This window comes from Salinivibrio sp. PR919, from assembly GCF_001995355.1.
Taxonomy (GTDB): domain Bacteria; phylum Pseudomonadota; class Gammaproteobacteria; order Enterobacterales; family Vibrionaceae; genus Salinivibrio; species Salinivibrio proteolyticus.
The window spans coordinates 1-24,718 of record NZ_MUFL01000037.1 but is presented as its reverse complement, the minus strand read 5'-3'; the positions used below and the strand labels follow the sequence as shown (position 1 = coordinate 24,718).

Here is a 24,718-nt window from a genome sequence, read left to right as displayed (position 1 = left end):
TAAAACACGCTGATTGCTTGTCCCTTCCACAATTGTTAGTTAATTGTGATCATTTATTGTGGTCCATCTTTTTAAGACAGGTTCGGGAAAAAACGCGCTAATCATTACCATTGCGACCCGATAAATAGCCAAACAGAAACGATAATTTTTGGCTTGGCTCACAATATTTGTGTGTTTGACTCCAATCATAGCCAAGATTTTGCTCACTCCGCGGTTGAAACCACACCATCACGGTGAAACGTGATGGTGTGCTGCCAAACAACCGTTAAATCAAGGGACGCTGGCCGCGGCTGATCCATTTAAGTAGCACGCGATCAGCAACCTCTGCTGAGGCGCCTGCAAGCTTTTCTGCGATGTTTTTACGCTGATGATAGCTCACAGCAAGGACATGACGCTCGCTGTTTGCCGCCTCAAATAAATATTCATCGCTAGTGCTCACCGCATCGATAAGACCCAAATCAATGGCTTGATTACCGAACCAATGCTCACCCGTTGCCACGGCATCCACATTTAATGTCGGACGATGCTCAGTAATAAACCCTTTGAAAAGGTCATGGGTTTCTTCTAACTCGGTTTGGAATTTTTCACGTGCTTTATCCGTGTTTTCACCAAACATCGTCAGGGTGCGCTTAAATTCACCGGCGGTCAGTTGCTCAAACTCGATATCGTTCTTCTTCAGTAACTTATTAAAGTTTGGTAATTGCGCAATCACACCAATTGACCCGATGATGGCAAACGGTGCTGCAATGATTTTATCCGCCACACACGCCATCATATAGCCACCGCTGGCGGCGACTTTATCGACCGAAATGGTCAAACGCACGCCCGCTTTCCGAATTCTTGCTAACTGCGAAGCGGCAAGACCATAGCCATGCACCATGCCACCGCCACTTTCTAGACGCACTAACACTTCATCGTCAGCTGTCGCCACCGCGAGAATGGCAGAAATTTCTTCTCGTAACCCTTCCACTTCTCGGGCATCGATACTGCCCTTAAAGGTCAGTACAAACAATCGCGGCTCACGTGACGGGTTGTGCTCGCTGTCTTTCTTCGCCGCGGCTTTTTGGGCTTTCTTTTCCGCCTTCTTGGCTTTTTTCTCTGCCTTATCACGCGCCTTTAGCTCAGCCTCATTGTAAAGGTGGTGTTCCAGTGCTTCACGATGATGCTTAAAGCTCTCGGTCAGATCGGTGATCTTCAGGCTCCCCTTTTGTCCACCCTTGTCGTTCGCGGCACGAACCAGGGCAACCAGTACCACTGCAGCCACTAAAAAGGTGATGACTTTGGCCAAAAACAGCCCATAATCCGCAATAAATTCCAATGTTGTATCCTCTTTGTCTCGCTTTGGTGGCAATGCCTTAATACAGCGCATCACGCGCTTGGTTGTCACACATCACCCGCAACCTTACAATAATCTACGTTTAACAATAAATAAGGATTTGTATCGTGGAATATCAAGTTACCTCAAATGCCCTAGCAGGTCGCGTCATTTTAGTGACCGGTGCAGGCGCAGGTATTGGCCGTCAAGCCGCATTAAGTTACGCCGAAAAAGGCGCAACGGTTATTTTGCTGGGCCGTACTGTGAAAAAGCTTGAAGCCGTATACGATGAGATTGATGCGATGGGCGCGCCACAGCCAGCCATTATCCCATTGGATATGCTCGGCGCTACGCGTCAGCATTACATGGATATGGCCGATACCATCGAGCAACAGTTTGGTCGCTTAGATGGCGTATTGCATAACGCGGGGCTACTTGGCGTACTCAGCCCTTTTGACCAAATTGATGAGAAGTCGCACGATGATGTCATGCAGGTGAATGTCAAAGCGACCATGCTAATGACACAAGCCCTACTCCCGTTGCTGAAGAAGTCGGATGACGCACGCATTGTATTTACCACATCAACGGTAGGCCACCAAGGTCGTGCTTATTGGGGCAGTTATGCGATATCTAAGTTTGCGACCGAAGGTATGATGCAAGTACTGGCGGATGAGATGTCTGACACCAAGGTCCGTGTCAATGCCATCAACCCGGGCGGCACCCGCACCAGTATGCGCGCCAGCGCGTTCCCCGGCGAGGATCCACAAACATTGAAAACCCCACTCGATATTATGCCGCTGTATATTTACCTGATGGCGCCAGAAGGTATTAACGAGCACGGTCAGTGTATTGATGCGCAACCAAAACGCTAATCGATAGCGCCCCAAAACTGGGGCGCTTTTCGTATTTCACTGGTTAAAAATCGACGCTGAGCTTGGCCTTGATATTTCGCTCATCGCCATACCAACAGTTCAACTCATCAAAACAGCTATATGTGGTCTTATCGAACAAGTTCGTTGCAGATAGCGACACTTTTGCCCCCGAAAGSGACGAGGAAAGCTGCGATAAGTCATAGCGAATCGCGGTGTCAAACACCGTATAATCCGGCACGGTAAAGGTATTGTTGGCGTTACCCTGTGACTCACCAACATAACGCGCACCAACACTGATTCGTGTCCCCGCACTGACTTGATGATTCAGCCATGCACTGGCAGTTTGCTCTGGCACCCAAACAGGCGTTTTTCCCTCAAGATTAGGATCGTCCGTAATTTCCATATCCATGTAGCCGTACGTCAGTGACACGTCTGTGTCCACACTCAGCGCGTGATCGAGAGAGATTTCTATCCCACGAGATCGAATTTCACCGGTTTGAATTTTCGCATAGGAGTCGTTGGGATCGTTGACCAAGGCATCCTGTTTTTTGAGCTCAAACAGCGCCAGATTGAATCCCGTCGTGCCATCTAGTGAAAGATATTTAAGCCCCGCTTCCCATTGTTTACCCGTGGATGGATCAAATACGTTACCGCGGTTATCCATATCCGTGGGTTCAAAACTTTCTGAATAGCTGAGATAAGGCGATATACCGTTGTTGAATTGATACATTGCCCCAGCACGAAATGCTAAATTGTAGTGGCGAATCGTTTTATCGGATCCACTGGGTGTACCTGCATACAGGGTGCGTTGGTCATCTTTTAACTCATATTCATCGTACCGCGCACCGGCAAGCAAAACCCATTGTTTCCAAAGGATTTGATCTTGAGCATAGATGCCCGTCTGCGCCACCTCGATATCGTGCTGATCTTGATAAACAAAGGTCAAGGCGCTTGGGTCAATCTGATGGTTATTGGGGTGAAAAATATCAATATCCGGCACGACACCCGCTAGCGTGTCGTCATAGCTAACATCAGAAGACATATTCTGATAATCGAGCCCCAATAAGGTGTAATGTTGCGCTTTCCCCCAACGTAAATCTCCTGATAGCTGGGTGTCGACAACCCAAGACGTCATAGATTCGTCGGTAAGATAGGCATTGCGCGGGTAGTGCTGACCATCGCTACTCTTCTGGTGATACATGTTTTTTTGCAGCAAATCTGCATCCGTGTAGCGTGCGGTATGAAGTACTGACCAATCGGCAGAAAGCTGATGCTGCACCTTGTACCCGAGCATCAAGAATTCTCGGTCGTAGGTGTTCCAATGGTTATCACCGGAGAAGCTGTCGCTCGATAAACGGCCTGTGTCACTATGCAATACCGAGCCTTTAGCGGGTAATGAAGTATAGATTCCCGCCGCCGGATCTGCTTGGTAATAAAGGTTAACGTTCACCAAGGTATCTGGCGATACCCGCCAATCTAGCGATGGGGCAACCACATACCGCTCTTCTTCCGAGTCACCCGCCTGACCGTCTTTTTGCCGAGCCAGTGCCACCATTCGATAAGCCAGTGAGGTATCTGATATTGCGCCCGTACTGTCGACCGACACCTCACGCAACGCGTCCGAATCGGTACTCACCGCCACGCGATGTGCAGCTTGCTGTTGCGGCGTCTTCGCAATCATATTCACCATGCCACCCGGTGGAATATTCCCGTATAACACCGACGTCGGCCCTTTAAAAACTTCGACTTGTTCGATGGCAATCGGATCGATTTGCGGCTGCAAATTCCACGTGTTGTAAGGCACTGCGAGACCATCAAAGAAGTTTTGATAGTTAATAAAGCCCCGAATATTAAACAAATCGAGGCGCGTCACTGCCCCACCTCGCAACTCCGTATTAACGCCGGGGGTGTAGCGCACCACTTCACTTAATGAACTGGCTTGGCGCTGCTCGATGGTGTCGCTATCAATCACCGTTATTGCCTGCGGTGTCTCTTCAGGGGCTAGCACGGTTTTAGTGGCGGTATTTCGGTAGGTATCGCCCAGCACGTGAATGGTTTCAATATCACTCTGTTCATTCTCAGCATGGGCCAACGCACTGGTAAGTGTCCCCATGATAACAAGTGCTAACGGCGAGCGTCGCCAACCATTGGCGAATACGCGAGATGTTGGTGCCTGCATTAAAACGTCCTTCTTACAACTCAAACAACTTAAATAGAAAACAAAATCATTCGCATTGTAAGGACGGGACTGATAAAAACTGTTCAATTTGGTGCAAGGTGTGTGGTATCGAGCGGCACCCAATAGTGCATCACAGCGTGCTGATCGGCAGGCTGATAGTGTGGAGGATAAACCTCTAGCTCAACCCCGTCGGTACATGTGTAGCCAGATTGAGGCAGCCAATGGTAGATAAAAGCCTTAAGCGTTTCCGGCAATGCACTCACTGGGCCAGTATGTGTGATCACCGCATAGGTTGTGGCAGGGATTGCCCAGTGAGTGATCGCATTGTCTTCAGGCGGATGCATTGTGATTTGACCAGCTAAATAGGGTAAAGGCTCCCCCAGTGTCTCCGCTTGGGTAACGTTAATCGCGCCAGTACTCTCACACTCACCGGCATACCATGATGACTGATGAACGTGTTGCCAAAGCTCAGGCACGACATGGGTAAAGTCGGGCTGTGATGAAAATAATCCTCGAATGTAGCCAAGCTGGCCTACTAAGTACATCGGCTCTCGCGTTTTAATATGCACAGACAGCCAAGATGGTTGAGAGGTTGTCAGACTAGCAATATGCATCGGTGTGCGAATACCATCCATCACGCCGCGCTGCCGATAGTGACGCGGGGTCATACCAAAATACTGCCGAAATGCACGCGAGAAGCTTGCCTCAGAGCCAAAGCCATACATCAACGCAATATCAATAACACGGCTTTGACCCATGACAAGCTGTTGCGCCGCTTGCCCGAGTTTTAGCTCTCGTACGTAGTGCGCAACGTTGACCCCAGTTTGTTCCGAAAAAACTCGCTGCAACTGCCAACGTGACCAGCAACTTAACGCAGCTAGGTCTGCCACATTTAAGGGTTGGTCAAGGTTGGCATGAATATACGCCAACACACGTTCGATTCGATTAAAACGCGTGGCGGTGTGCTGCTCGGCCGCTTTCATCACATCCATTTACTAACAAAACAATAAGTAGCACATTATCACAAACAAGAATCGTTATCATGTGAATGAAAATAGAATGAGAGGCAATGCAGGTTGAAGAAGGGTGAAACAGCGCATAAAAAACCCGGCAGGTGCCGGGCTCTAGCTAACGCTTTTTTAAATGCCGCTTTATAAACGTTATTTGCGGGTGCGCGGTTTGCCTTTGCCACGCGGCGCGCCTGCTCGAGGGTTGCCTTGTTTAGGCTTAGGTCCACTGCCTTTCGGCCCACCAGCGGGTGCGTTACCACGACGCGCTTGGCGCGCTTTTTTCGGTTTGCTATCAGAATCAATACGTTCTTCATAGCGGCGAACAGCACGGCGAATTTTCTGGCGTGATTTTTTGCGCTTCTGATCCTCTGGGGTGATCACTGTTTGCGATTCTGGTTTCATTTCAACCATTTCTCGCAAGTAGTTCACTTCTTTTAACTCCATCTCGCGCCAGCCACCACGTGGCAAGTCTTTCTCGAGATAGATATCGCCATAACGAACACGCTTCAGACGGCTCACCGTCACCCCTTGGGTTTCCCACAAACGGCGCACCTCACGGTTGCGTCCCTCGGTGATCACCACATAGAAGGTATGATTCATGCCTTCGCCGCCGGCGTAAACAACGTCCTCAAAACGCGCTACGCCGTCTTCTAGCTCAACACCAGAGACAAGATTACGCACCATGTCTTCGTTCACCTCACCGAATACACGTACCATGTATTCACGCTGCACTTGGCGGCTTGGATGCATTAATCGGTTTGCTAATTCACCATCAGTGGTAAATAGCAACAAGCCTGATGTGTTTGCATCCAGACGACCGACAGCAACCCAACGGGCGTCTCTTAGCTTGGGAAGACGATCAAAGACAGTACGACGACCTTCTGGATCGCTACGCGTACACAATTCGCCTTCCGGTTTGTTGTATGCGAGGACTCGACACACAGACTCAGAAGGCGCACTTAGTTGAACAGGATGACCGTCTACACGCACCAGCGCGCTCGGATCATCAAGACGATCGCCAAGCTTGGCAACCACACCGTTCACACTCACACGCCCTGATTGGATATAGCTTTCCATCTCACGACGTGAACCTACGCCAGCACGCGCTAGCACCTTCTGCAATTTTTCGCTCATGTTTGTCTTACCTTACTGTCGCCTTCACAGGCGTCATTACTGTCACGGTTGGCATTAATTGGTTTGCTGACGGGTTTCGTCACCAGGAGGCGAATAATACCAAGAACCCAAGGGATAGAGAAACAGTTTCGGCTGGCTCTGACTTTTTAAAATAAAAAAAGCCCAGCAAGGCGGCTGGGCGGGAATGGAAGGTCAACATGTCGCTGACACAACATCAGAACTAGCACATTGTCACAATGCAATCGCATTGTATGAGTCATTACGGCTCATGGTGACACTTGGTTCATTTTTTATTCAAATGGTTGTGGATCACCACCGCCGTGGCGGCGAATTTCTGGGTTGCCTTCACTAAAATCAACCACTGTGGTGGGGTGCTCACCCAATACGCCACCGTGCATAATCAAATCCACACTGTGCTCTAAATGATCGCGAATCTCCTCAGGATCGGATTCGGTAAAATCATTGCCCGGCAAAATCAATGACGTCGACATCAAGGGTTCGCCCAGCGCCTCGAGTAAATCAAGCGCGATACGGTTATCCGGTACGCGAATGCCAATGGTCTTACGCTTCGGGTTCATTAATCGGCGCGGCACTTCTTTCGTCGCCTTCAAAATGAAGGTGTAAGCACCGGGGGTGTTATTTCGAATCAAGCGAAACGCGGTATTATCCACCCGAGCATAAAGCGATAACTCGGATAAATCACGACATAGCAACGTAAAGTTATGGTCTTTGTCGAGATCACGAATCCGGCAAATGCGTTCTAGCGCCTGTTTATTTTCTAGTTGGCAGCCTAATGCGTAGCCCGAATCGGTAGGATAAATAATCACCCCACCATTTCGGATAATCGCCACCGCTTGATTAATCAACCGCGCTTGCGGGTTCTCTGGGTGGACGTAAAAAAACTGACTCATGGTTCCTCCTGCTTTAGCTCCGCCACACTAGGATGCTCAACCGCGATCCAGCGTTGGTGGCTAGCGCGCCGGATAATCCTTCTTATAGGTCTATTGTAACGCGTCTGGCTTGTCGCTATCTAGTTGATTTACTGATTGCCATTTTTGTTCAGCCGCGTCTAACCATGTCCAGTCATGCCAAACCGGCTGACTGTCTTTGGGTAGCCATAAATTGCGGCCCAGCTCTGTCCACGGAGAGGGATAATGAAAATCCGATCCCAGCGAGGCCAACAATCCATAATCTCGCGCGTAATCGGCCAGCAAACGACGCTCTTGTTGCGACTGCTGAGGAAGAGCGACTTCAATAGCATCGCCATTGGCTTCAGAAAACGCGGCCAGTAATCGTTTCAGCCACTTGGCTTTGAGCTTGTATCGGCCAGGATGAGCAAGCACCGCTTTTCCCCCAGCCTCATGGATCGCTTCAACGGCCTCTGCAATCGAGCACCAGTTCGGTGGTGCATAGCCGGTGTTCCCTCGGGTTAAAAAGCGCTTAAAACAGGCTTGCATGGTTTTCGCGTGGCCTTGCTCGACCAACCAGCGCGCAAAATGCGCTCGGGTGAGCGGCGCATCGCCAGCCAGTTCACGCGCACCCGCGAGCGCCCCTGTGTAATGCGAACGCTCTAACCGCTCAGCAATCAGCTCAGCCCGTTGTTGGCGTCGCTCAGCTTGTTCAGCAATCAATGCGGTTAATGCCGGGTGCTGGGGATCGACATTTAATCCCACAATGTGGATATCAAAGTTCTGCCACAAGGTTGAAACCTCAATACCGTTGACCAGTGTAAGGGGCAAGTTTTGATGGTCGATTTCTGCTTGCGCCTCCACCAGCCCGGCGGTGGTGTCGTGGTCGGTAATCGCCAACACGCCCACGCGACGCTCGACCGCGCGCTGCACCAAATCTTTTGGTGATAGGCGACCGTCGGAAGCAGTGGTATGGCTATGTAAATCAATGATCATGATGTATCGGGTTTCCTTAATGTGCTCGCGCCTTGGCACTGTCAGTGTGTGTCTTATCAGCCTGAGGCTGAGTACGCGCTACGGGGCTCAGTCAATGCGAACGCGCCATGTTAATCAGCGCTTAGCGAGCACGGTGAATATCTTTGTTCTTTACTATCGTGTGCTTATTCCGCACTTTTTCTGCATTCTTTTCGATTTCCCCGTTGACACAGAAGCAAAATATCAGTTTACTAGTACACAAGTTAACGCGCACCGTTTCTCTGTCTTGGGGAGCGATATGGCGCTAAGGGTAACAGTCACAACGGAGTCTCGCAGCATGTATTTCAACGCCGCGTCTAGATCACATTCGATTCACACTGCACCAGCTGCCGCACAGGCCATGAGTGTATTGGCGACATCCATGACCTCTGTTGCGCTTATTTGGTGGCACGGCTCCTCACGGGCGGTGTGACGCGCTGTATAAACAGCTACCTTATTCACAACGCCCGCCACTGATGCGGGCGTTTTTGTCTCTTAGTTTTGCCATCACGCGTTATCGTGCCACCACGCAATCAGCCACGGTAACCGGCAACCATAGTTTAAAAGGATATTTGATGATTATTGTACTTAAGCCYCAAGCCACTGAGCAGGATGCCAACGTCCTCCTCAATCAAATCGAGCAATGCGGTTTAAAACCGCTTTATATGCCGGGTGTGGAACGCATTGTATTGGGTGCGCTGGGTGATGAACGTGTGCTGCAACAATGCCATTTTGAAGCCAACCCTCTGGTTGAGGAAGTCAAACCGATTCTAACCAAGTACAAACGCGTGAGCCGCGATGTACAGCCGCATGACAGCGTGGTGCATATCGGCAATGTACCTGTAGGCGGTCAACACTTCGTGGTCATGGCAGGTCCCTGCTCGGTGGAGTCGGAGTCTCAATTGCTATCCGTGGCGGAGCGAGTCAAAACGCACGGCGCACGTGTGTTACGGGGCGGCGCCTTTAAACCTCGCACCAGCCCTTATGATTTCCAAGGCATGGGGGTTGAAGGATTAAAACTGCTCAAACAAGCCAGTGACCTGACCGGCATGCCAACCGTGTCAGAAGTAATGGAAATTAGCCAAGTCGACGCGGTGTGCGAGTACATCGATTGCTTGCAAATTGGCGCGCGTAACATGCAAAACTATGGCTTACTCAAAGCGGTAGGCGAAACCGGCAAACCTGTCTTGTTAAAACGTGGGCTTTCCGCCACTATCGAAGAATGTTTGCTGGCGGCGGAATATATTGTCGATGCAGGTAACCCCAATGTGATTTTATGTGAACGCGGTATTCGCACTTACGAAACCGCCACACGTAACACCTTGGATTTGAATGCCGTGGCCTTGATGAAGCAGCGCAGCCATTTGCCTGTGTTGGTCGACCCAAGCCATGGTACCGGCGTGCGAGAGCTAGTGACGCCACTATCACGCGCCGCTGCGGCCGTGGGCGCGGATGGCATCATTGTGGAAAGCCACCTAAACCCGAGCGAAGCACTGTCAGACGGCCACCAAGCGTTAACCGGCGATATGTTCGCGCAGCTGATGCAAGAACTTACCCCCTTTGTGCAAGCGGCAGGGAGAAAGCTGTGAACACTCATGATCCCCAACATGGCGAGCTCGATACGCTCCAACTCTCGGTGCCTTATGTGGCCGACCCGACCGAGTTGTATGCCGCCGTGTGCCAAGATAAGCCTTATAGCATGCTGTTGGAGTCGGCAGAGATTGACTCCAAACGCAACCTTAAAAGCCTGATGCTGATCGATGCCGCCGTGCGCATTGAATGCCGCGGGCAGCGCGTCACCTTACAAGCGCTTACTCATAATGGCAGTCATTTGCTGGAGAGCATCGCCCAGAGCGCAGCGCTGAAAGCCCTCGTCTGTGAGGTAGCACATGCCAACGATGGAGACTTTCCCGCCCTGACGTTGACGTTCCACCATCCTAACGACAATGGTGCGCTATTGGATGAAGACGCCCGTCTGCGCCAAGCGTCGGTGTTTGATGCCCTGCGTGTCATCAAACAAAGTATCGCGTTGGATAATCAACCGGACGATGCGCTCTTTATCGGTGGCCTTTTTGCCTATGATTTGGTGGCCAGCACTGAAACGCTACCAGCGGTGGACGGCACCGAGCACTGCCCCGACTACCTGTTTTATGTCGCGGAAAGCTTACTAGTAATTGACCACCAGCACCGCCAAGCGCGCTTACAAGGCACCTTATTTGGGGGTGATAACGCTCGCGTCCACTATGTGGATTTATCGCGTCGCTTGCAGAGCATCAAAGAAGCCTGCTTATCGCCTGCGCCGCTTCCAGAAGCGCCCGTGGTGACCGATCACAGCGTTGCGGTTTCGGTCTCCGATTCAGATTTTTGTCAGCAAGTTGACGCGCTGAAAAAGCACGTCATTGCCGGAGATGTGTTTCAAGTGGTGCCATCGCGCCGCTTTACCCTCGCCTGTCCCTCGCCGCTCAATGCTTATCGAGCGTTGAAGCGTGGCAACCCTAGCCCGTATATGTTTTATCTGCGCGATAGCCAATTTAGCTTGTTTGGCGCCTCGCCGGAAAGCGCCCTCAAATATACTCAAGCGACTAATCAGGTGGAGATTTATCCCATCGCCGGTACGCGCCGACGGGGAAAAACCGCCCAAGGAGACATTGATCACGACTTGGATAGCCGCATTGAGCTTGAGCTGCGTAATGATGAAAAAGAAAATGCCGAGCACATGATGCTGGTCGATTTGGCCCGCAACGATGTGGCGCGAATTAGCACGCCCGGCAGCCGCCATGTCGCCGACTTGCTCAAAGTCGACCGCTACAGCCACGTCATGCATTTAGTTTCTCGGGTGGTGGGTCAGCTGAAACCCGATCTAGACGCGCTGCATGCATACCAAGCCTGTATGAATATGGGCACGCTTACCGGTGCGCCCAAGCTTCGCGCGATGCAACTTATCCGTGACACCGAACAGTGCCGTCGCGGTAGTTATGGCGGGGCCGTGGGCTATTTTACCGGTTCGGGTGAGATGGATACCTGTATTGTGATCCGCTCTGCCTACGTTGAAAACGGCGTTGCCACCGTGCAAGCCGGCGCGGGTGTAGTGTTTGATTCTGACCCACAAGCCGAGGCGGACGAAACCCGCGGTAAAGCACAAGCGGTGATCCATGCGATTCAAACCGCCCATCAAGGAGGCCAATCATGAGTACCCCGCCAATGGACATCGTCCTGCTCGATAACATGGACTCCTTTACCTATAACTTAGTAGATCAATTTCGCGCACTCGGTTACCCGGTCACGGTGTTCCGCAATCATTTAGAGGCTGAGGCGATTGCTCGTCACATTCGAACCCTGCCCCAACCACTGCTGGTGCTCTCGCCCGGCCCTGGCGCGCCGGCTGATGCTGGCTGTATGCCCGAATTGATTGAAAAACTGCGCGGCCAAGTGCCAATGCTGGGGATTTGCCTAGGTCAGCAAGCGATCGTCGAAGCCTACGGCGGCACAGTCGCCAGTGCTGGCACCATCATGCACGGCAAAGCCTCGGCCATGCACCACCAGCAACATGCGGTATTTGGCCCATTGGCATCCCCGCTCACCGTGGCCCGTTATCACTCGCTGGTGGCCACTGAGGTGCCGGCCAGCTTGGATGTCATCGCCACGACCTTGGATGGCGACGATCAGAAAGTAATGGCCGTGGTGAGTAATACCGACTACGTGGTCGGTTATCAATTCCACCCAGAATCTATTTTGACCGCACAAGGTGCTGCCCTGCTCACCCACACCATCGATTGGGCCAGTGGCTATTATCAGCGCTAACAACATTAGCGCTTACAACAACACGTGCCAGATAAGCACGGAGCTCGAACAGACAAATACCGAGGTTAAGTATAGTGATGGATCAACTACTAGAGACGCTCTACCAACAACAGTCACTCAGCCAAGCGCAAAGCGAGCAGCTGTTTAGTGCGATCATTCAGGGCGAACTCGAGCCAGCGCGATTGGCGGCTGCGTTAACCGCATTGAAGATTAAAGGGGAAACGCCTGAAGAAATCGCGGGCGCAGCAAAAGCACTCACCGACAACGCCGAACCTTTCCCCCGCCCCAGTTATCCGTTTGCCGATATCGTTGGCACGGGAGGCGATGGCGCGAACACCATTAATATTTCAACCACGGCTGCCTTTGTCGCCGCGGCTTGTGGCGTTAAAGTGGCCAAACACGGCAACCGCGGGGTATCGAGCAAATCAGGCTCATCGGATTTACTCGCCGCCTTTGGCATTGATTTGGCGATGCCTGCCGACCACGCCCGCGAGGCCTTGGATAATCTGGGCGTCTGCTTTTTATTCGCGCCACAATACCACACCGGCGTACGACACGCGATGCCCGTGCGCCAAGCGATGAAAACGCGCACCATCTTCAATCTGCTTGGGCCGTTAATTAACCCGGCGAAACCTAGCATTGAGCTGATGGGCGTGTACGACCAAGCCCTAGTTGCGCCGATTGCACAAACCATGCAAAACCTCAACATGACGCGCGCGGCCGTGGTTCATGGTGACGGTCTGGATGAAGTGGCTATCCACGGCCCCACAACGGTGGCAGAAATCACCCCGACCCAAATTGAGCATTACACCTTAACCCCCAGCGACTTTGGTGTATCCGAATACCCGCTGGACAGCATTGCTGGGGGCACGCCGGAGCAGAACCGGGCGATGATCAGCGCGATTTTGCAAGGTAAAGGCACAGACGCCCAGCAAGCGGCAGTGGCTGTCAATGTGGCACTCTTGCTACGCTTATTCGGACAAGAAGACTTGAAAGCAAACACACAACAGGCCTTGGACGTGATGGCGTCGGGCAAGCCTTACACCATCATGCAAGCGTTAGCACAAAGGAGCGCAGTATGACCACCTCAGCCCTCAACGACACCATTTTAGGCCGCATTGTCGATGACAAAAAACGCTGGGTAGCCGCGCGCAAAAGTGCTCAGCCGCTGGATAGCTTTATCGACCAACTGACGCCCAGTGATCGCGATTTTCGTGCTGCACTTGCCGCGCCGGGGTCACAGTTTATCTTGGAGTGCAAAAAAGCCTCGCCTTCAAAAGGGTTGATTCGAGAAGACTTCGATCCGGCCAGTATTGCCCGTGCCTACCGACCTTTTGCCGCGGCCATTTCAGTCCTGACGGACGAGGACCACTTTCAGGGCAGTTTTGACTTCTTGCCGATCGTGCGCGCACAAGTCGATGCGCCTGTGCTTTGCAAAGATTTTATTATCGACCCTTATCAGGTTTACCTCGCGCGTCATTATCAAGCCGATGCGATCTTATTGATGCTGTCAGTACTCGACGACGCCGAATACCGCGAGCTGGCCGATTTAGCCGAGTCGCTAAAGCTAGGAGTGCTTACCGAAGTGAGCACCGAAGACGAGCTCGCACGTGCCAATGCCTTAGGGGCGGTGGTGATTGGAATTAACAACCGGAATTTGCGTGATTTAAGCATCGATCGCGATCGCACCAAACGTTTAGCACCACAAGTGGGCGAAAAAGCGATCGTGATTTCAGAAAGTGGTATTCATAGCCACCGTCATGTGCGCGATCTTGCCCACCACGCGGATGGCTTTTTAATTGGCAGTGCATTAATGGCAGAGCCCGATCTGACCCTCGCGCTACGTAAAGTGATCTTGGGGGAAAATAAAGTCTGTGGGCTTACCACCGCCGACGATGCCCTCGCCGCCTATAACGCTGGCGCTGTCTACGGCGGACTCATTTTTGTTGAGCACTCTCCGCGTGCTGTCACACCCGTCGTGGCCGAGCGCGTCCAGCAAGGCGCGCCGCTTCGCTATGTGGGCGTGTTCCAAAATCATGCGCTAGATACCGTGGCTGAGTACGCACAACAGCTCAGCCTTCACGCGGTGCAACTGCATGGGGATGAAGACGCAGCATATCTACAAGCATTGCGTGAGAAGCTCCCTAAGCACTGTGAAATTTGGAAAGCGCACGGTGTCTCTGATGTCGCACCGGCTTTAGATGGCGTGAATGCTGATCGCCACCTTATCGACAGCCGAGTCGGCCAACAATCTGGCGGCACGGGTAAAACCTTTGATTGGCACCTGATCCCTAAAACCGCCAAAGACAAAGTCATGATTGCCGGCGGGCTCACCCCCGAGAATGCGGCCAAAGCGGCTGAACAAGGGTGCCTTGGGCTGGATTTTAACTCCGGCGTCGAGCATGCGCCCGGCGTGAAAGATGCCAACAAGTTACAAGCGGCGTTCCGCGCCCTTCGCCGCTATTGATTTTTCGAGATAGTTGATTTTCCGAGATAATTTCGCTGAGAGGATAGATGTCGCCAAGACCGTCAAACTATCTCGGCCCCAGTTAAAGACGTAAAAGGATAATTATGAGCAAGCTTAACCCGTATTTTGGCGAATTTGGTGGTCAGTATGTGCCCCAAATTCTAGTGCCTGCGCTTGATCAGCTCGAACAGGCGTTTATTGATGCCCAAGACGACCCGAACTTTAAAGACGATTTTATCCGCCTGCTGCAAGAGTATGCCGGACGACCCACCGCGTTGACGCTTTGTCGTAACCTCACCAAAGGGACGAACACCAAGCTGTATCTTAAGCGAGAGGACTTGCTGCACGGTGGTGCGCACAAAACCAACCAAGTACTGGGCCAAGCGATGCTTGCCCAGCGTATGGGCAAATCAGAGATCATTGCCGAAACCGGAGCTGGCCAACACGGTGTGGCGACTGCGCTGGCGTGTGCGCTACTGGGACTGAAATGCCGCATCTACATGGGGGCCAAAGACGTTGAGCGCCAAAGTCCTAATGTGTTTCGAATGAAGCTGATGGGTGCCACCGTCATCCCAGTACATGCGGGCTCTGCGACGTTAAAAGATGCATGTAACGAAGCGATGCGCGACTGGTCAGCCAACTATGATACCGCCCACTATTTGCTCGGCACTGCGGCGGGCCCGCACCCCTTCCCGACCATTGTGCGCGAGTTTCAACGCATTATTGGTGAGGAAACCCGTGCGCAAATTCAGCAGGTAGAAGGCCGCTTACCGGATGCAGTGATCGCCTGTGTGGGCGGTGGCTCAAACGCCATTGGCATGTTTGCTGACTTTATCGATGACAAAGATGTGCGTTTAATTGGTGTTGAGCCCGCGGGCAAAGGACTCGATACCGATCAACACGGCGCGCCTTTAAAGCACGGCAAGCCCGGTATTTTCTTCGGTATGAAGTCCCCATTGATGCAAGATGAATATGGCCAAGTCGAAGAGTCGTATTCAGTGTCTGCAGGGTTAGACTTCCCGTCGGTGGGGCCGCAGCATGCGCACCTTAACGCCATTGGTCGTGCCGAATATCCGGCGGTCACCGACGATGAAGCTTTAGAAGCGTTTCAATCGCTTGCGCGCAACGAAGGTATTATTCCCGCGCTAGAATCTGCCCATGCACTGGCTCAAGCCCAAAAAATGATTGCCGCTGATCCTGAAAAAGAGCAGCTTTTGGTGGTCAATCTATCCGGACGTGGTGATAAAGATATCTTTACTGTATATGACATTTTAGAAGGCAAAGGAGAGCTGTCATGATGGCATCATCAACTCGATATCAAGCGATGTTCGCAAATCTGGATGCCAAACAGCAAGGTGCCTTTGTTCCTTTTGTCACCTTGGGGGATCCAAATCCAGAACAATCACTCGCCGTGGTCGATGCCTTGGTTGAAGGCGGCGCCGACGCGCTGGAGCTTGGTATGCCGTTTTCCGACCCATTGGCTGATGGGCCAACTATTCAAGACGCGACATTACGTGCCCGAGCCACTGGCACCACACCCGATACCTGTTTCGACATGCTGGCAGCCATTCGCGCCAAGCATCCGACCATTCCGATTGGGTTGCTGATGTATGCCAACCTCGTCTACGCCCGTGGTATTGACGCTTTTTACCGCCGGTGTGCGGAAGTGGGTGTCGATTCAGTGCTGGTAGCAGATGTGCCAATTGCTGAATCTGCGCCATTTCGCGAACAAGCGCTAGCGCATGGTATTGATCCGATTTTTATTGCGCCACCCAACGCAGACGATGCCACCTTAGCTCAGGTTGCGGAGCTGGGTCGTGGCTATACCTATCTGGTGTCGCGCGCCGGCGTCACAGGGGCAGAAGCCAAAGCAGGGGCTCCGGTTGAGCATTTACTCGGCACCTTGCATCATCATGAAGCACCGCGTCCGCTGCTTGGCTTTGGCATCTCGACCCCTGAGCAAGTCAAAGCGGCAATTAGCGCCGGGGCGGCAGGCGCCATTTCTGGCTCGGCGGTGGTGAAGATCATCGAGCAGCATCAACATGATRTACCCACGATGCTGGCGAAACTAACGGAATTCGTCAAAACCATGAAAGCGGCGACAGCACGCCAATAATACCAAGCTGGATAACACTGAGCTTGATAATACTGAGTTTGATAATACTAAGCGTTGGGCGATGTCTGTTCAGCATCGCCCTGCGGATGGCTACTTACCTGATAGGTGACCTCTTCGAACCGCGATTCCTCACGACTGTGCCGTTTTCCATTGGGAGGCTGCATGGTGTCATGATACACGCGATATTGGTTCTTCCCTGCCCGCTTTGCGGCGTACATTGCCGTGTCCGCATGGGTCAGTAAACGCTCTCCGCTCAGTTTATCCTTTCCATGCGCGATACCCACGCTGGCCGACACTTGGCAGAGGTATGTGTCAATGAGGATCGGTTGATGCGCCACGTCGACAAGAACACGAGCAAGCACTATCGACTCATCGTCGCGCTGATTAGGCATCACCACTGCAAACTCGTCGCCTCCTAACCGTGCAATGACCGCATGCGGCGGGAGTGCCATCGCTAGCTTTTCTGCCAACGCAGACAGAAAAAGATCGCCCACATCATGGCCAAAGTTGTCGTTAATCGCCTTAAAGCCATCAAGGTCGATCACCAATATCGCCATATTACGAGTATTGAATACATAGCGACCGTTTAACGTATCAAACAGCCAATGGCGATTGTGCAACCCTGTCAGTTGGTCTTCGCGCGCTAAGCGATAATAGCGTTTGGCATCCAATGCCAGCAGCATCAATACTGTCGCGCCCACGGCTATCATCCCTAACGTCATCACGGTGGTCAGTTGTCCGAGCTGGTTAAGTAACCGCGTATGCTCGCGATAACCATTACCCGGCATGGCTAACGATTGCTGAAAAAAGCCATCGAGCAATTGACGCTGCTGGCGATAATGCGCAATCAGCTGGCTCATGCCCTGACTGGAAAAGCGCAAGGCATAGAAGCGGCTTTCATACCCTTTAAGATCAGCGAACAGGGTTTTTAGTAGCGCCGTCGGATGCGCCTGTTCCGTATCACCACTATTCGCCATTGTTATCGCAACCGGAAAGCGACTCCATAAGATCTCATGCTGAATCGCCAACTGATCAAAGCTGCTCTTTCCACCTTGGTAGCGTTCCAGCAAGCTGATCAGCGCATCGTACTCTTTGGACAAGCTGAGCATATACCACACAAGCTTGCTTTGGCCGTTGGTTAGGCGCTCAGATAACGCGGTGATCTTATTGGTGGTTACCACCACACCGATCGCCATGATCGCAATACACACCACTAAAATAGTGCGTTTAATCGGCATCACCTTCAGTTGGGCATTTCTCATCATTCGTCACTCCTTAGGGCTGGCACGTTATGTCAGTCAGCTGCCACACCATTGCCGAATAGAATTGGTCATTCTGAATGGCCGGGTATTGGTCGAGAGGAAACACTAACCAAAGTGGACCGAGTGTTCTGAGTGTCATCGCTTGCCCGTTGCGTTTCATCGCAATCACTGGCTGATAACGTGCCACCATGTCGGCACTGAGCATCGCTTGGTATCGATTCATCGCGCTCAGTGTTAAGTCAGCACATTCCCCTATTCCCGCAGCGGCCAAAACGGTTGATAGCGCCACACCCTCAAAACGTTGCTCACCTTGGGTAAATGGAGTTTGAGTGATGATTTGTGCCGAAGGTAAGGCCTCGAGCGCCTGTCGATTGAATCGCACACTATGCTCTGGAGTAACACTGACGGTGAGATTGATCGGCACGCGCAAGGCGGCAACAGCGCTGAAGGTAATCAAAACGCCAATCACCACCATCGCGACATTGGGGGCTTGAACTAAACCACGCAGCAATACAATAGGTGCTGCAAGAAAGGCTGTGCGAGGTTTTTCTTTCATTTTTCACCAGTTACATCATAACGACAACCGGAGACTTGTCGGTCAGCAGCAAGGGGCTTGAAGCTGGCCTCACAAATGTAAGTCACGTGTCTGTATTACGTCACGGATGTGACGCTGTTGGGACTAGTGTGCTTGAAAGGGGTTAACGATTTATAGTGTTTGAGCCAGCATTTATTAACAAATCTCACAATTGAGATAAACTCGCAGCACAAAAAAAGTTAGGGATAGAGAGCAGGCAGGGGCAATAGGCCATAAACAAAAAAGCCTGCCGATACTCTGTGTATCGACAGGCAAACAACGCTGATTAGCTAAGATCGCGCATTAATATTTCAAGCTCTTCCTGAGCCTGATCAATCAAGGACGCCAGCTCGTTTGCATCATCATGATGCATTGGCAGTGCCCAATTTTCTCGTCTTCCCGGCTCGACATGCTCTGCGACTAGCTGGGTGATTTTTCCTTTACGCTCAAACTTCACCTCATCAAATTCCGCGAGGTGCGGTTTTTTTTCGTTGGCAATCTGGATCAACACATTGCCATTTGGCACGACCCGCACGTGCGCCTTTCGCGCGGGTGTGGTGTTCAATGTATAACTGCGTGAACGGATAGACATGTCTACCTCCTGTCACTCGATATGGGGCACTAGTAAGTGTAGTAACTCTGCCYTCAAACGGCAGCGAAAGGCGCCGGATTTTTAGGATATAAGGGAATAAATGGTTACCAATTGTGAGGCACTTAATAATCTTAATACTGACAAGCGATTAGGATAACGGCCCCTATACGGTAAGCATAACCAAACGCACTTTGTGCATGTTCAATCAAACGCGCACGCAGATCATAGCAACGGACTGAACATGTAGAAAAACTGTTCAATCGGCTTGTGATAAACCGGTCGTTGTTGCCACGTTTTAGGTTCTACTCGCAAAGACTGGGTGAGATAGCGCTGATGTAGCGCGTTCACGCTGGCACAAAAATCGGGATCATCGACCGTGAGCGTTAACTCAAAGTTCAACCATAAGCTGCGCATGTCGAGGTTTACGGTGCCAATCAAACAGTACTTTTCATCAACCAACACAGATTTGGTGTGCAGTAAGCCGCCGCCAAAGCGGTAGATCTCAATACCTGAGGCCATTAGATCGGCAAAGAAGGATCGACTGGCCCACTCCACCATTAAGGAATCGTTTTTCTCCGGCACAATCACTGTCACTTTCACGCCTCGTTGCGCTGCCGTTTGTAAGCTAAACAGTAGCCCTTCACTCGGCACCAAATACGGCGTGGTAATGGTAATGCTGTCATGGGCTTGGTGGATAGCCAAGGTTAACACCTGTTGGATCATACCATCCGGCAAACCCGGTCCCGATGGAATGGCTTGCACCGCGTGATTGGCATGTTGGTGATCTTCAATGAGTGAGCATTCTGGTTGTGCGGGTAAATTGCGCAGTCCCGTTTCTACTTCCCAATCCCAAGAAAAGATGCTGCTGAGCACAGGAACGGTGGGGCCGGTAACACGTACCATCACGTCTACCCATTGACCCACACCCGCGTTTTGTTTAAAAAAGCGCGGATCGACCATGTTCATCGAGCCCGTGTATGCCAGATGATTATCGATGATCACCACTTTGCGGTGCTGGCGAATGTCGAGCCGACGGAAAAACATCCGAAACGGATTGACGGCCAGTGCTTCAATTAGCTCTATCCCCGCTTCTCGCATCACACTCGGCCATTTGCTGCGGAAAAACGTCTTACTCCCCGCAGAATCAAGCATGATACGAACCGGTATGCCCCGCTTCGCGGTATCACAAGCGGCTTGCGCAACCTCATCGGCATGGCCGCCAGGATGCCAAATATAAAACACCATGTTCACGCTTTGTGTAGCGTGACGAATATCAAAGGCAATGGATTTAAGAATATCTGCCGGATCGGTCTGCAAGTGAAGTTGGTTGCCCGTTAATTCAGGGACACCAATCCGCGCTTGGCATAATTGGTTAACATGATGAGATTGCTCGCGCACGTGCTGAGGACGATGCGCCGGACACGCCTGTAAGCTGAGCAACCATTGCCGATACGGTTCAAACATCGCTTTGGCACGTACCGCACGCGTCTTCCCGAGATTGAGCTCGCCAAATAGCAGGTAGGCGATGACACCGACAATCGGCAGGATGTAAATAATCATCAACCATGCGATAGACACCCCGAGCGCACGACGCTTAAAGACCACACGAATAGTGACCGCCGCGATCGTTAGCCAATACGCGAGTAACAAAATAAGAGTCAGGATCTCGTAGACTTTTTCCATGCTTGTTTGCGCACACCTTATTGTTGGAATCGACGGGTTATCAACCACATGGTCTTCCCCTATTCTGCCTAGCTTGCCTCTGGGTGCAAGCAGTGTTTTGTCTAGATTTATGACAACACCAGTCACCAAAAGTGAAATAGCCCACAGTAGTAATGTCATAGATGAATAACCGACACAGAAATACGTGACGCAACATCACCTTGTTAACATTGTGTTAAATCAATAATTGCGACAGAGAAAGCCACTGTGGTACTGACTATAGACAGTGAATCGCACTCACTATCGGCGAATAAGTAAGCAGGCGCGGAAAGAATATCGGGAAGTTGGCTCGTTTGGGGGTATTACATACGGCAAGATCTTCAAATTTTACGCATAAACTGTTTTACTTACGAGCCTTAGAGGAACGAATCACTAGCTTCGCTCTGTAATTATAAGTTTACACACCATAAGGTGTCGCTCGCGCATCAGCGATGGGCATTATGAGCAGTATCAATCATCTATACCCAAGCTGCTGGACGCACTCGCGTAGAGCTAAACGGGTATGTCGCATAAACTGACGAGTAGATATGGCAAACACACAACGCGCACAATTTTCATCCCGATTAGGGTTTATCTTGGCGGCAGCCGGCTCAGCGATTGGGCTGGGCAATATTTGGGGGTTCCCGACCCAAACAGCTTCAAACGGCGGCGCCGTTTTTCTGTTCATTTATTTGATCATGGTTTTTGTCCTAGCGTATCCCCTTTTAATAGCAGAACTCACTATTGGACGCTACGGCAATGCTAACCCGGTTCGGTCTTTATCCTCAGTGGCAGGTGGGCAAAAGTGGTTGGGTCGCTTGCTCGGCTTAGTCGGTATGCTCGGAGCAACCGGTATCCTTAGCTTCTATGCCATTGTCGCCGGTTGGCTGGTCGGCTTTATGGTGTCACCACTGCTCACCGCGCTGGGCTTTGTTAATGCGGCGAACTGGTTAGAGTCATTTAGCGAAACCCGTAACCTTGCCCTTATGCTGTGCTTTATGGTGCCAACCATTTTGGTGGTTCGTAACGGGATTGCTAACGGAATCGAGCGTTGGTCGTCTCGCTTAATGCCAGTACTGTTTTTACTCTTCGTAGTGATGGTGGTGTACATCTTGTTCCAACCTGGCGCGATTGAGGGGTTAAAAATGTACCTGATCCCCGATCCTTCTCACCTTTCGCCAAGTCTGGTGGTGAGTGCAATGGGACAGGCTTTCTTCTCGCTCTCCCTCGGTGTGTGCGTAATGATGGTTTATGGCTCTTACTTATCAAAGTCAGCCAGTATTCCCAAAACTGCCGCCCAAGTGGCACTGCTCGATACCGGYATCGCCTTTATTGCCGGACTATTGATTATGCCAGCGATGTTCGTTGCCCAACATAACGGGGTAGCGATTTACAGTGAAAGCGGGGATCTCCTCAGCAGCGATACGCTGGTGTTCAGCGTCTTGCCTGCCATGTTCGATACCATGGGCAGTGCTGGCTTGTTTATCGGCTTCGCTTTCTTCTTACTGATGGTCATTGCGGCTCTCACATCGGCCATTTCAATGCTTGAAGTGCCCGTGGCTTGTGCAACCGAAGAACTGCGCCAGTCTCGAGAGAAAGCCGTTTGGTGGATTGGTGGTTTGATCACCCTTGCCTCTGCCACCATTGTGTATAACTTTGGCGATCTGTTCGGCTTGGTGGTTACCGTGACCACCGAATACGCACAGCCTATTCTTGGCCTGCTGTTTGCCTTGGTCGCAGGTTGGCTATGGCACCGTAACGAAATCTTGAAAGAGCTGGTGCAAGGTAGCCCTGAGCTTGGCGAAACCTTTTTTTGGAAGGTCTGGCCGGGCTATGTACGAGTGATTTGCCCGATCTTAATGATCTTGGTCTTTGGCTGGGACTGGATCTAACCGCACACCGCTCAGTGCATGAGGTGTTATGCGCTGGGCGGTATCTTCTCTTCCCCCTTTTTGCGCCATTTCGTATTTCCTCCCCTCGCCACAATTGGTTACACTGCCAAAACATTTGTTCAATCCGCCTAAAAGGCATCGTGTCGTTTTATGAAACAACTGATTGATTTTATTCCACTCATTATCTTCTTCGCGCTGTATAAGTTTTACGATATTTATGTCGCCACAGGCGCCTTGATCATCGCGACCCTGATCCAAGTCGCCTTAGTGTGGGTGCTGTATAAAAAAGTGGAGAAAATGCAGATTGTCACTGCGGCTTTAGTGGCGGTGTTTGGGGGAATGACACTCTTCTTCCATGACGACAACTTCATTAAATGGAAAGTGACCATCGTCTATGTGTTGTTTGCGGTGGGCTTGGTAGCCTCTGAGCTGATGGGTAAACCCTTAATTAAAAACATGCTCAGCAAAGAGCTGGACTTACCCGATCGTGTATGGCGCACCATTAACTGGGCGTGGGTGAGTTTTTTCTCGGTACTAGCCGGGGTCAATATTTACGTCGCATACAGCATGCCGCTTGATGTCTGGGTGAACTTTAAAGTGTTTGGCACCATGATCTTAACGTTCTTATATCTCATCGCGACCGGTGTCTACATCTACCGCCATATGCCCAAAGAGAGCAACTCGGACCAATAAAAACTTGCCCAAATGCTGTGTCAGAGGTCACAATTCTAATCTTATCCTGAAAAAAAGGGGCTAGCCCCTTTTGAATAAGATGTGAAGAGAGCCATGTCTGACAATAAAAACAACTGCCCACGCGGCCAACTGTTGCTGCGTACACTTGCGATGCCAGCCGATACCAATGCCAATGGCGATATCTTTGGCGGCTGGATTATGTCTCAGCTCGATTTAGCCGGCGCAATCCTCGCCAAAGAAATCTCTGGCGGACGTGTCGTGACTGTTTCAGTGAACGAAATCACCTTCAAAGCGCCCGTTAGCGTGGGTGATGTAGTCTGCTGCTATGGTACATGCAGTCGCATTGGTAATACCTCGATGAGTGTCGCGCTCGAAGTATGGGTAAAACCGGTTAAGCATGACGGTGTCGGCGAACGCTACAAGGTGAGCGATGCCGTATTTAACTATGTTGCCATTGATGAAAGCGGTCGTCCGCGTCCGATCAAAAAATAAAAAAAGGGCCTGCTAATCAACAGGCCCTTATTCTTCAACTCATCGCCACATCACTAGCGAGCGACTTCGCGCTACAACACGCTGGTTAAGCTAAGCAGCGCAGGTGTTGATGTGGTTTGCTACGCCCTAGTCAGCGCTTGCGTTTCTTTTACATTGCCAACTGTCGTAGTCATCGCCGATTTGCATACGCGATTCAGATAACGCCTCAACGTCGTACTGAAATCGCCGAGTGCCATTCCATGCTGGCGTAATGTATACGGTTTCAATCTCTGACAGATAGGCTTGGCTAAAGCTATCATTGCTCTGAAATTCAAAAGGATTGTAAACCAGCTTAATCGTGTCGTTGATTAACTCCCACTCACCCGTAGCATTGTATGAAAAGCGCGCACTTTCCTCGCCAAGAAAATATTCAACACGCCCATTTAATACGAACTCCTTGTGATCTTTTAATGCCCAACTTTCCTCATAAACTTTGTCTCCCTGCATAGTAAATGAGCATATCCACTGCCCCGTTACGTTACTCTTATTGATCGGCAGTTCAGACGCTACCGCGGAAGATAACCCCAACGAAGAGAAAAAAAGTACAACACATGTATTTAGCAATTTCATATTAATGTGATTCTCTTAATCCTATGTAAATGGCCTACACCAAAGAGAGGCCACCATCAACAGCGAGCGTATGGCCGACGATATAAC

General features: G+C 51.2%; 22 protein-coding genes and 1 other annotated feature. Of the genes, 11 read left to right on the top strand and 11 right to left on the bottom strand.

Going from position 1 to position 24,718, the window contains the following annotated elements:
• Window positions 1-265: 265 nt before the first annotated feature.
• On the bottom strand, window positions 266-1,318 hold the full coding sequence (gene sohB / locus BZG83_RS08915) for a protease SohB (protein WP_077480188.1): 1,053 nt from the start codon (window positions 1,316-1,318) through the stop codon (window positions 266-268).
• Window positions 1,319-1,443: 125 nt separating this feature from the next.
• Here sohB and BZG83_RS08910 point away from each other — a divergent pair, with 125 nt between their 5' ends.
• Window positions 1,444-2,187, top strand: coding sequence for a YciK family oxidoreductase (locus BZG83_RS08910; RefSeq protein ID WP_069590141.1), 744 nt, complete (start codon window positions 1,444-1,446; stop codon window positions 2,185-2,187).
• A gap of 43 nt (window positions 2,188-2,230) precedes the next feature.
• Here the strand turns inward: BZG83_RS08910 and BZG83_RS08905 are convergent, their stop codons facing one another.
• From BZG83_RS08905 to rnm, 5 genes are all read right to left on the bottom strand, one after another.
• Window positions 2,231-4,366, bottom strand: coding sequence for a TonB-dependent siderophore receptor (locus BZG83_RS08905; protein ID WP_077480184.1), 2,136 nt, complete (start codon window positions 4,364-4,366; stop codon window positions 2,231-2,233).
• 83 nt (window positions 4,367-4,449) lie between these two features.
• Window positions 4,450-5,358, bottom strand: coding sequence for an AraC family transcriptional regulator (locus BZG83_RS08900; RefSeq protein ID WP_077480183.1), 909 nt, complete (start codon window positions 5,356-5,358; stop codon window positions 4,450-4,452).
• A gap of 168 nt (window positions 5,359-5,526) precedes the next feature.
• Entirely contained in the window at window positions 5,527-6,510 is a 984-nt protein-coding gene (rluB, locus tag BZG83_RS08895) for a 23S rRNA pseudouridine(2605) synthase RluB (RefSeq protein ID WP_077480182.1), read from the bottom strand.
• A 290-nt stretch (window positions 6,511-6,800) separates the two neighbouring features.
• A complete protein-coding gene (locus BZG83_RS08890) occupies window positions 6,801-7,421 on the bottom strand; it encodes an L-threonylcarbamoyladenylate synthase (RefSeq protein ID WP_077480181.1) in 621 nt (206 codons plus the stop codon).
• A 90-nt stretch (window positions 7,422-7,511) separates the two neighbouring features.
• Complete coding sequence (rnm, locus tag BZG83_RS08885) at window positions 7,512-8,414, bottom strand: RNase RNM (RefSeq protein WP_077480180.1); 903 nt, start codon at window positions 8,412-8,414, stop codon at window positions 7,512-7,514.
• Between the two features lie 415 nt (window positions 8,415-8,829).
• Window positions 8,830-8,924, top strand: a sequence feature (Trp leader region).
• Between the two features lie 83 nt (window positions 8,925-9,007).
• On the opposite strand from rnm, the gene aroF reads away from it, so the two are divergent.
• The 7 genes from aroF to trpA all read left to right on the top strand — a co-directional run bounded on the left by aroF (window position 9,008) and on the right by trpA (window position 16,816).
• The gene (aroF, locus tag BZG83_RS08880) at window positions 9,008-10,021 is read left to right on the top strand and encodes a 3-deoxy-7-phosphoheptulonate synthase (RefSeq protein WP_077458909.1); all 1,014 of its coding nucleotides are present in this window, start codon (window positions 9,008-9,010) and stop codon (window positions 10,019-10,021) included.
• On the top strand, window positions 10,018-11,622 hold the full coding sequence (locus BZG83_RS08875; RefSeq protein ID WP_077480179.1) for an anthranilate synthase component 1: 1,605 nt from the start codon (window positions 10,018-10,020) through the stop codon (window positions 11,620-11,622). The genes aroF and BZG83_RS08875 overlap by 4 nt, the downstream gene beginning before the upstream one ends.
• A complete protein-coding gene (locus BZG83_RS08870) occupies window positions 11,619-12,233 on the top strand; it encodes an aminodeoxychorismate/anthranilate synthase component II (RefSeq protein WP_077480178.1) in 615 nt (204 codons plus the stop codon). The genes BZG83_RS08875 and BZG83_RS08870 overlap by 4 nt, the downstream gene beginning before the upstream one ends.
• Window positions 12,234-12,310: 77 nt before the next feature.
• Window positions 12,311-13,315 carry an anthranilate phosphoribosyltransferase gene (gene trpD / locus BZG83_RS08865; protein WP_077480177.1) on the top strand — a complete coding sequence of 335 codons (1,005 nt, stop codon included), beginning with the start codon at window positions 12,311-12,313 and terminating at the stop codon, window positions 13,313-13,315.
• Entirely contained in the window at window positions 13,312-14,700 is a 1,389-nt protein-coding gene (trpCF, locus tag BZG83_RS08860; protein WP_077480176.1) for a bifunctional indole-3-glycerol-phosphate synthase TrpC/phosphoribosylanthranilate isomerase TrpF, read from the top strand. Before trpD ends, trpCF begins: the two co-directional genes overlap by 4 nt.
• A gap of 104 nt (window positions 14,701-14,804) precedes the next feature.
• Window positions 14,805-15,998, top strand: a complete 1,194-nt coding sequence (gene trpB / locus BZG83_RS08855) for a tryptophan synthase subunit beta (RefSeq protein WP_046073436.1) — start codon at window positions 14,805-14,807, stop codon at window positions 15,996-15,998.
• A complete protein-coding gene (trpA, locus tag BZG83_RS08850) occupies window positions 15,995-16,816 on the top strand; it encodes a tryptophan synthase subunit alpha (protein ID WP_077480175.1) in 822 nt (273 codons plus the stop codon). Before trpB ends, trpA begins: the two co-directional genes overlap by 4 nt.
• A gap of 47 nt (window positions 16,817-16,863) precedes the next feature.
• Here the strand turns inward: trpA and BZG83_RS08845 are convergent, their stop codons facing one another.
• The 4 genes from BZG83_RS08845 to cls all read right to left on the bottom strand — a co-directional run bounded on the left by BZG83_RS08845 (window position 16,864) and on the right by cls (window position 20,927).
• Window positions 16,864-18,081, bottom strand: coding sequence for a GGDEF domain-containing protein (locus BZG83_RS08845; protein ID WP_077480174.1), 1,218 nt, complete (start codon window positions 18,079-18,081; stop codon window positions 16,864-16,866).
• A 10-nt stretch (window positions 18,082-18,091) separates the two neighbouring features.
• Complete coding sequence (locus tag BZG83_RS08840; RefSeq protein ID WP_077480173.1) at window positions 18,092-18,634, bottom strand: hypothetical protein; 543 nt, start codon at window positions 18,632-18,634, stop codon at window positions 18,092-18,094.
• A 304-nt stretch (window positions 18,635-18,938) separates the two neighbouring features.
• Window positions 18,939-19,244 (bottom strand): hypothetical protein, encoded by a 306-nt coding sequence (locus BZG83_RS08835; RefSeq protein WP_069590104.1) that lies wholly within the window; start codon window positions 19,242-19,244, stop codon window positions 18,939-18,941.
• A 222-nt stretch (window positions 19,245-19,466) separates the two neighbouring features.
• A complete protein-coding gene (gene cls / locus BZG83_RS08830; RefSeq protein ID WP_069590102.1) occupies window positions 19,467-20,927 on the bottom strand; it encodes a cardiolipin synthase in 1,461 nt (486 codons plus the stop codon).
• Between the two features lie 566 nt (window positions 20,928-21,493).
• Here cls and BZG83_RS08825 point away from each other — a divergent pair.
• From BZG83_RS08825 to yciA, 3 genes are all read left to right on the top strand, one after another.
• The gene (locus BZG83_RS08825; protein WP_077480172.1) at window positions 21,494-22,837 is read left to right on the top strand and encodes a sodium-dependent transporter; all 1,344 of its coding nucleotides are present in this window, start codon (window positions 21,494-21,496) and stop codon (window positions 22,835-22,837) included.
• Between the two features lie 150 nt (window positions 22,838-22,987).
• Window positions 22,988-23,530, top strand: a complete 543-nt coding sequence (locus tag BZG83_RS08820) for a septation protein A (RefSeq protein ID WP_077480171.1) — start codon at window positions 22,988-22,990, stop codon at window positions 23,528-23,530.
• 93 nt (window positions 23,531-23,623) lie between these two features.
• Window positions 23,624-24,022, top strand: coding sequence for an acyl-CoA thioester hydrolase YciA (yciA, locus tag BZG83_RS08815; protein WP_069590096.1), 399 nt, complete (start codon window positions 23,624-23,626; stop codon window positions 24,020-24,022).
• A gap of 126 nt (window positions 24,023-24,148) precedes the next feature.
• On the opposite strand, the gene BZG83_RS08810 is transcribed toward yciA, so the two are convergent.
• Complete coding sequence (locus BZG83_RS08810; protein ID WP_131825072.1) at window positions 24,149-24,631, bottom strand: hypothetical protein; 483 nt, start codon at window positions 24,629-24,631, stop codon at window positions 24,149-24,151.
• Window positions 24,632-24,718: the final 87 nt, after the last annotated feature.

Coding starts and splice junctions, on each gene's coding strand:
- BZG83_RS08845 (WP_077480174.1), bottom strand. CDS start 18,081: ATGATGAGAAATGCCCAACTGAAGGTGATGCCGATTAAACGCACTATT.
- BZG83_RS08890 (WP_077480181.1), bottom strand. CDS start 7,421: ATGAGTCAGTTTTTTTACGTCCACCCAGAGAACCCGCAAGCGCGGTTG.
- BZG83_RS08840 (WP_077480173.1), bottom strand. CDS start 18,634: ATGAAAGAAAAACCTCGCACAGCCTTTCTTGCAGCACCTATTGTATTG.
- BZG83_RS08835 (WP_069590104.1), bottom strand. CDS start 19,244: ATGTCTATCCGTTCACGCAGTTATACATTGAACACCACACCCGCGCGA.
- trpD (WP_077480177.1), top strand. CDS start 12,311: ATGGATCAACTACTAGAGACGCTCTACCAACAACAGTCACTCAGCCAA.
- rluB (WP_077480182.1), bottom strand. CDS start 6,510: ATGAGCGAAAAATTGCAGAAGGTGCTAGCGCGTGCTGGCGTAGGTTCA.
- cls (WP_069590102.1), bottom strand. CDS start 20,927: ATGGAAAAAGTCTACGAGATCCTGACTCTTATTTTGTTACTCGCGTAT.
- BZG83_RS08900 (WP_077480183.1), bottom strand. CDS start 5,358: ATGGATGTGATGAAAGCGGCCGAGCAGCACACCGCCACGCGTTTTAAT.
- BZG83_RS08810 (WP_131825072.1), bottom strand. CDS start 24,631: ATGAAATTGCTAAATACATGTGTTGTACTTTTTTTCTCTTCGTTGGGG.
- yciA (WP_069590096.1), top strand. CDS start 23,624: ATGTCTGACAATAAAAACAACTGCCCACGCGGCCAACTGTTGCTGCGT.
- trpB (WP_046073436.1), top strand. CDS start 14,805: ATGAGCAAGCTTAACCCGTATTTTGGCGAATTTGGTGGTCAGTATGTG.
- rnm (WP_077480180.1), bottom strand. CDS start 8,414: ATGATCATTGATTTACATAGCCATACCACTGCTTCCGACGGTCGCCTA.
- BZG83_RS08820 (WP_077480171.1), top strand. CDS start 22,988: ATGAAACAACTGATTGATTTTATTCCACTCATTATCTTCTTCGCGCTG.
- BZG83_RS08870 (WP_077480178.1), top strand. CDS start 11,619: ATGAGTACCCCGCCAATGGACATCGTCCTGCTCGATAACATGGACTCC.
- trpCF (WP_077480176.1), top strand. CDS start 13,312: ATGACCACCTCAGCCCTCAACGACACCATTTTAGGCCGCATTGTCGAT.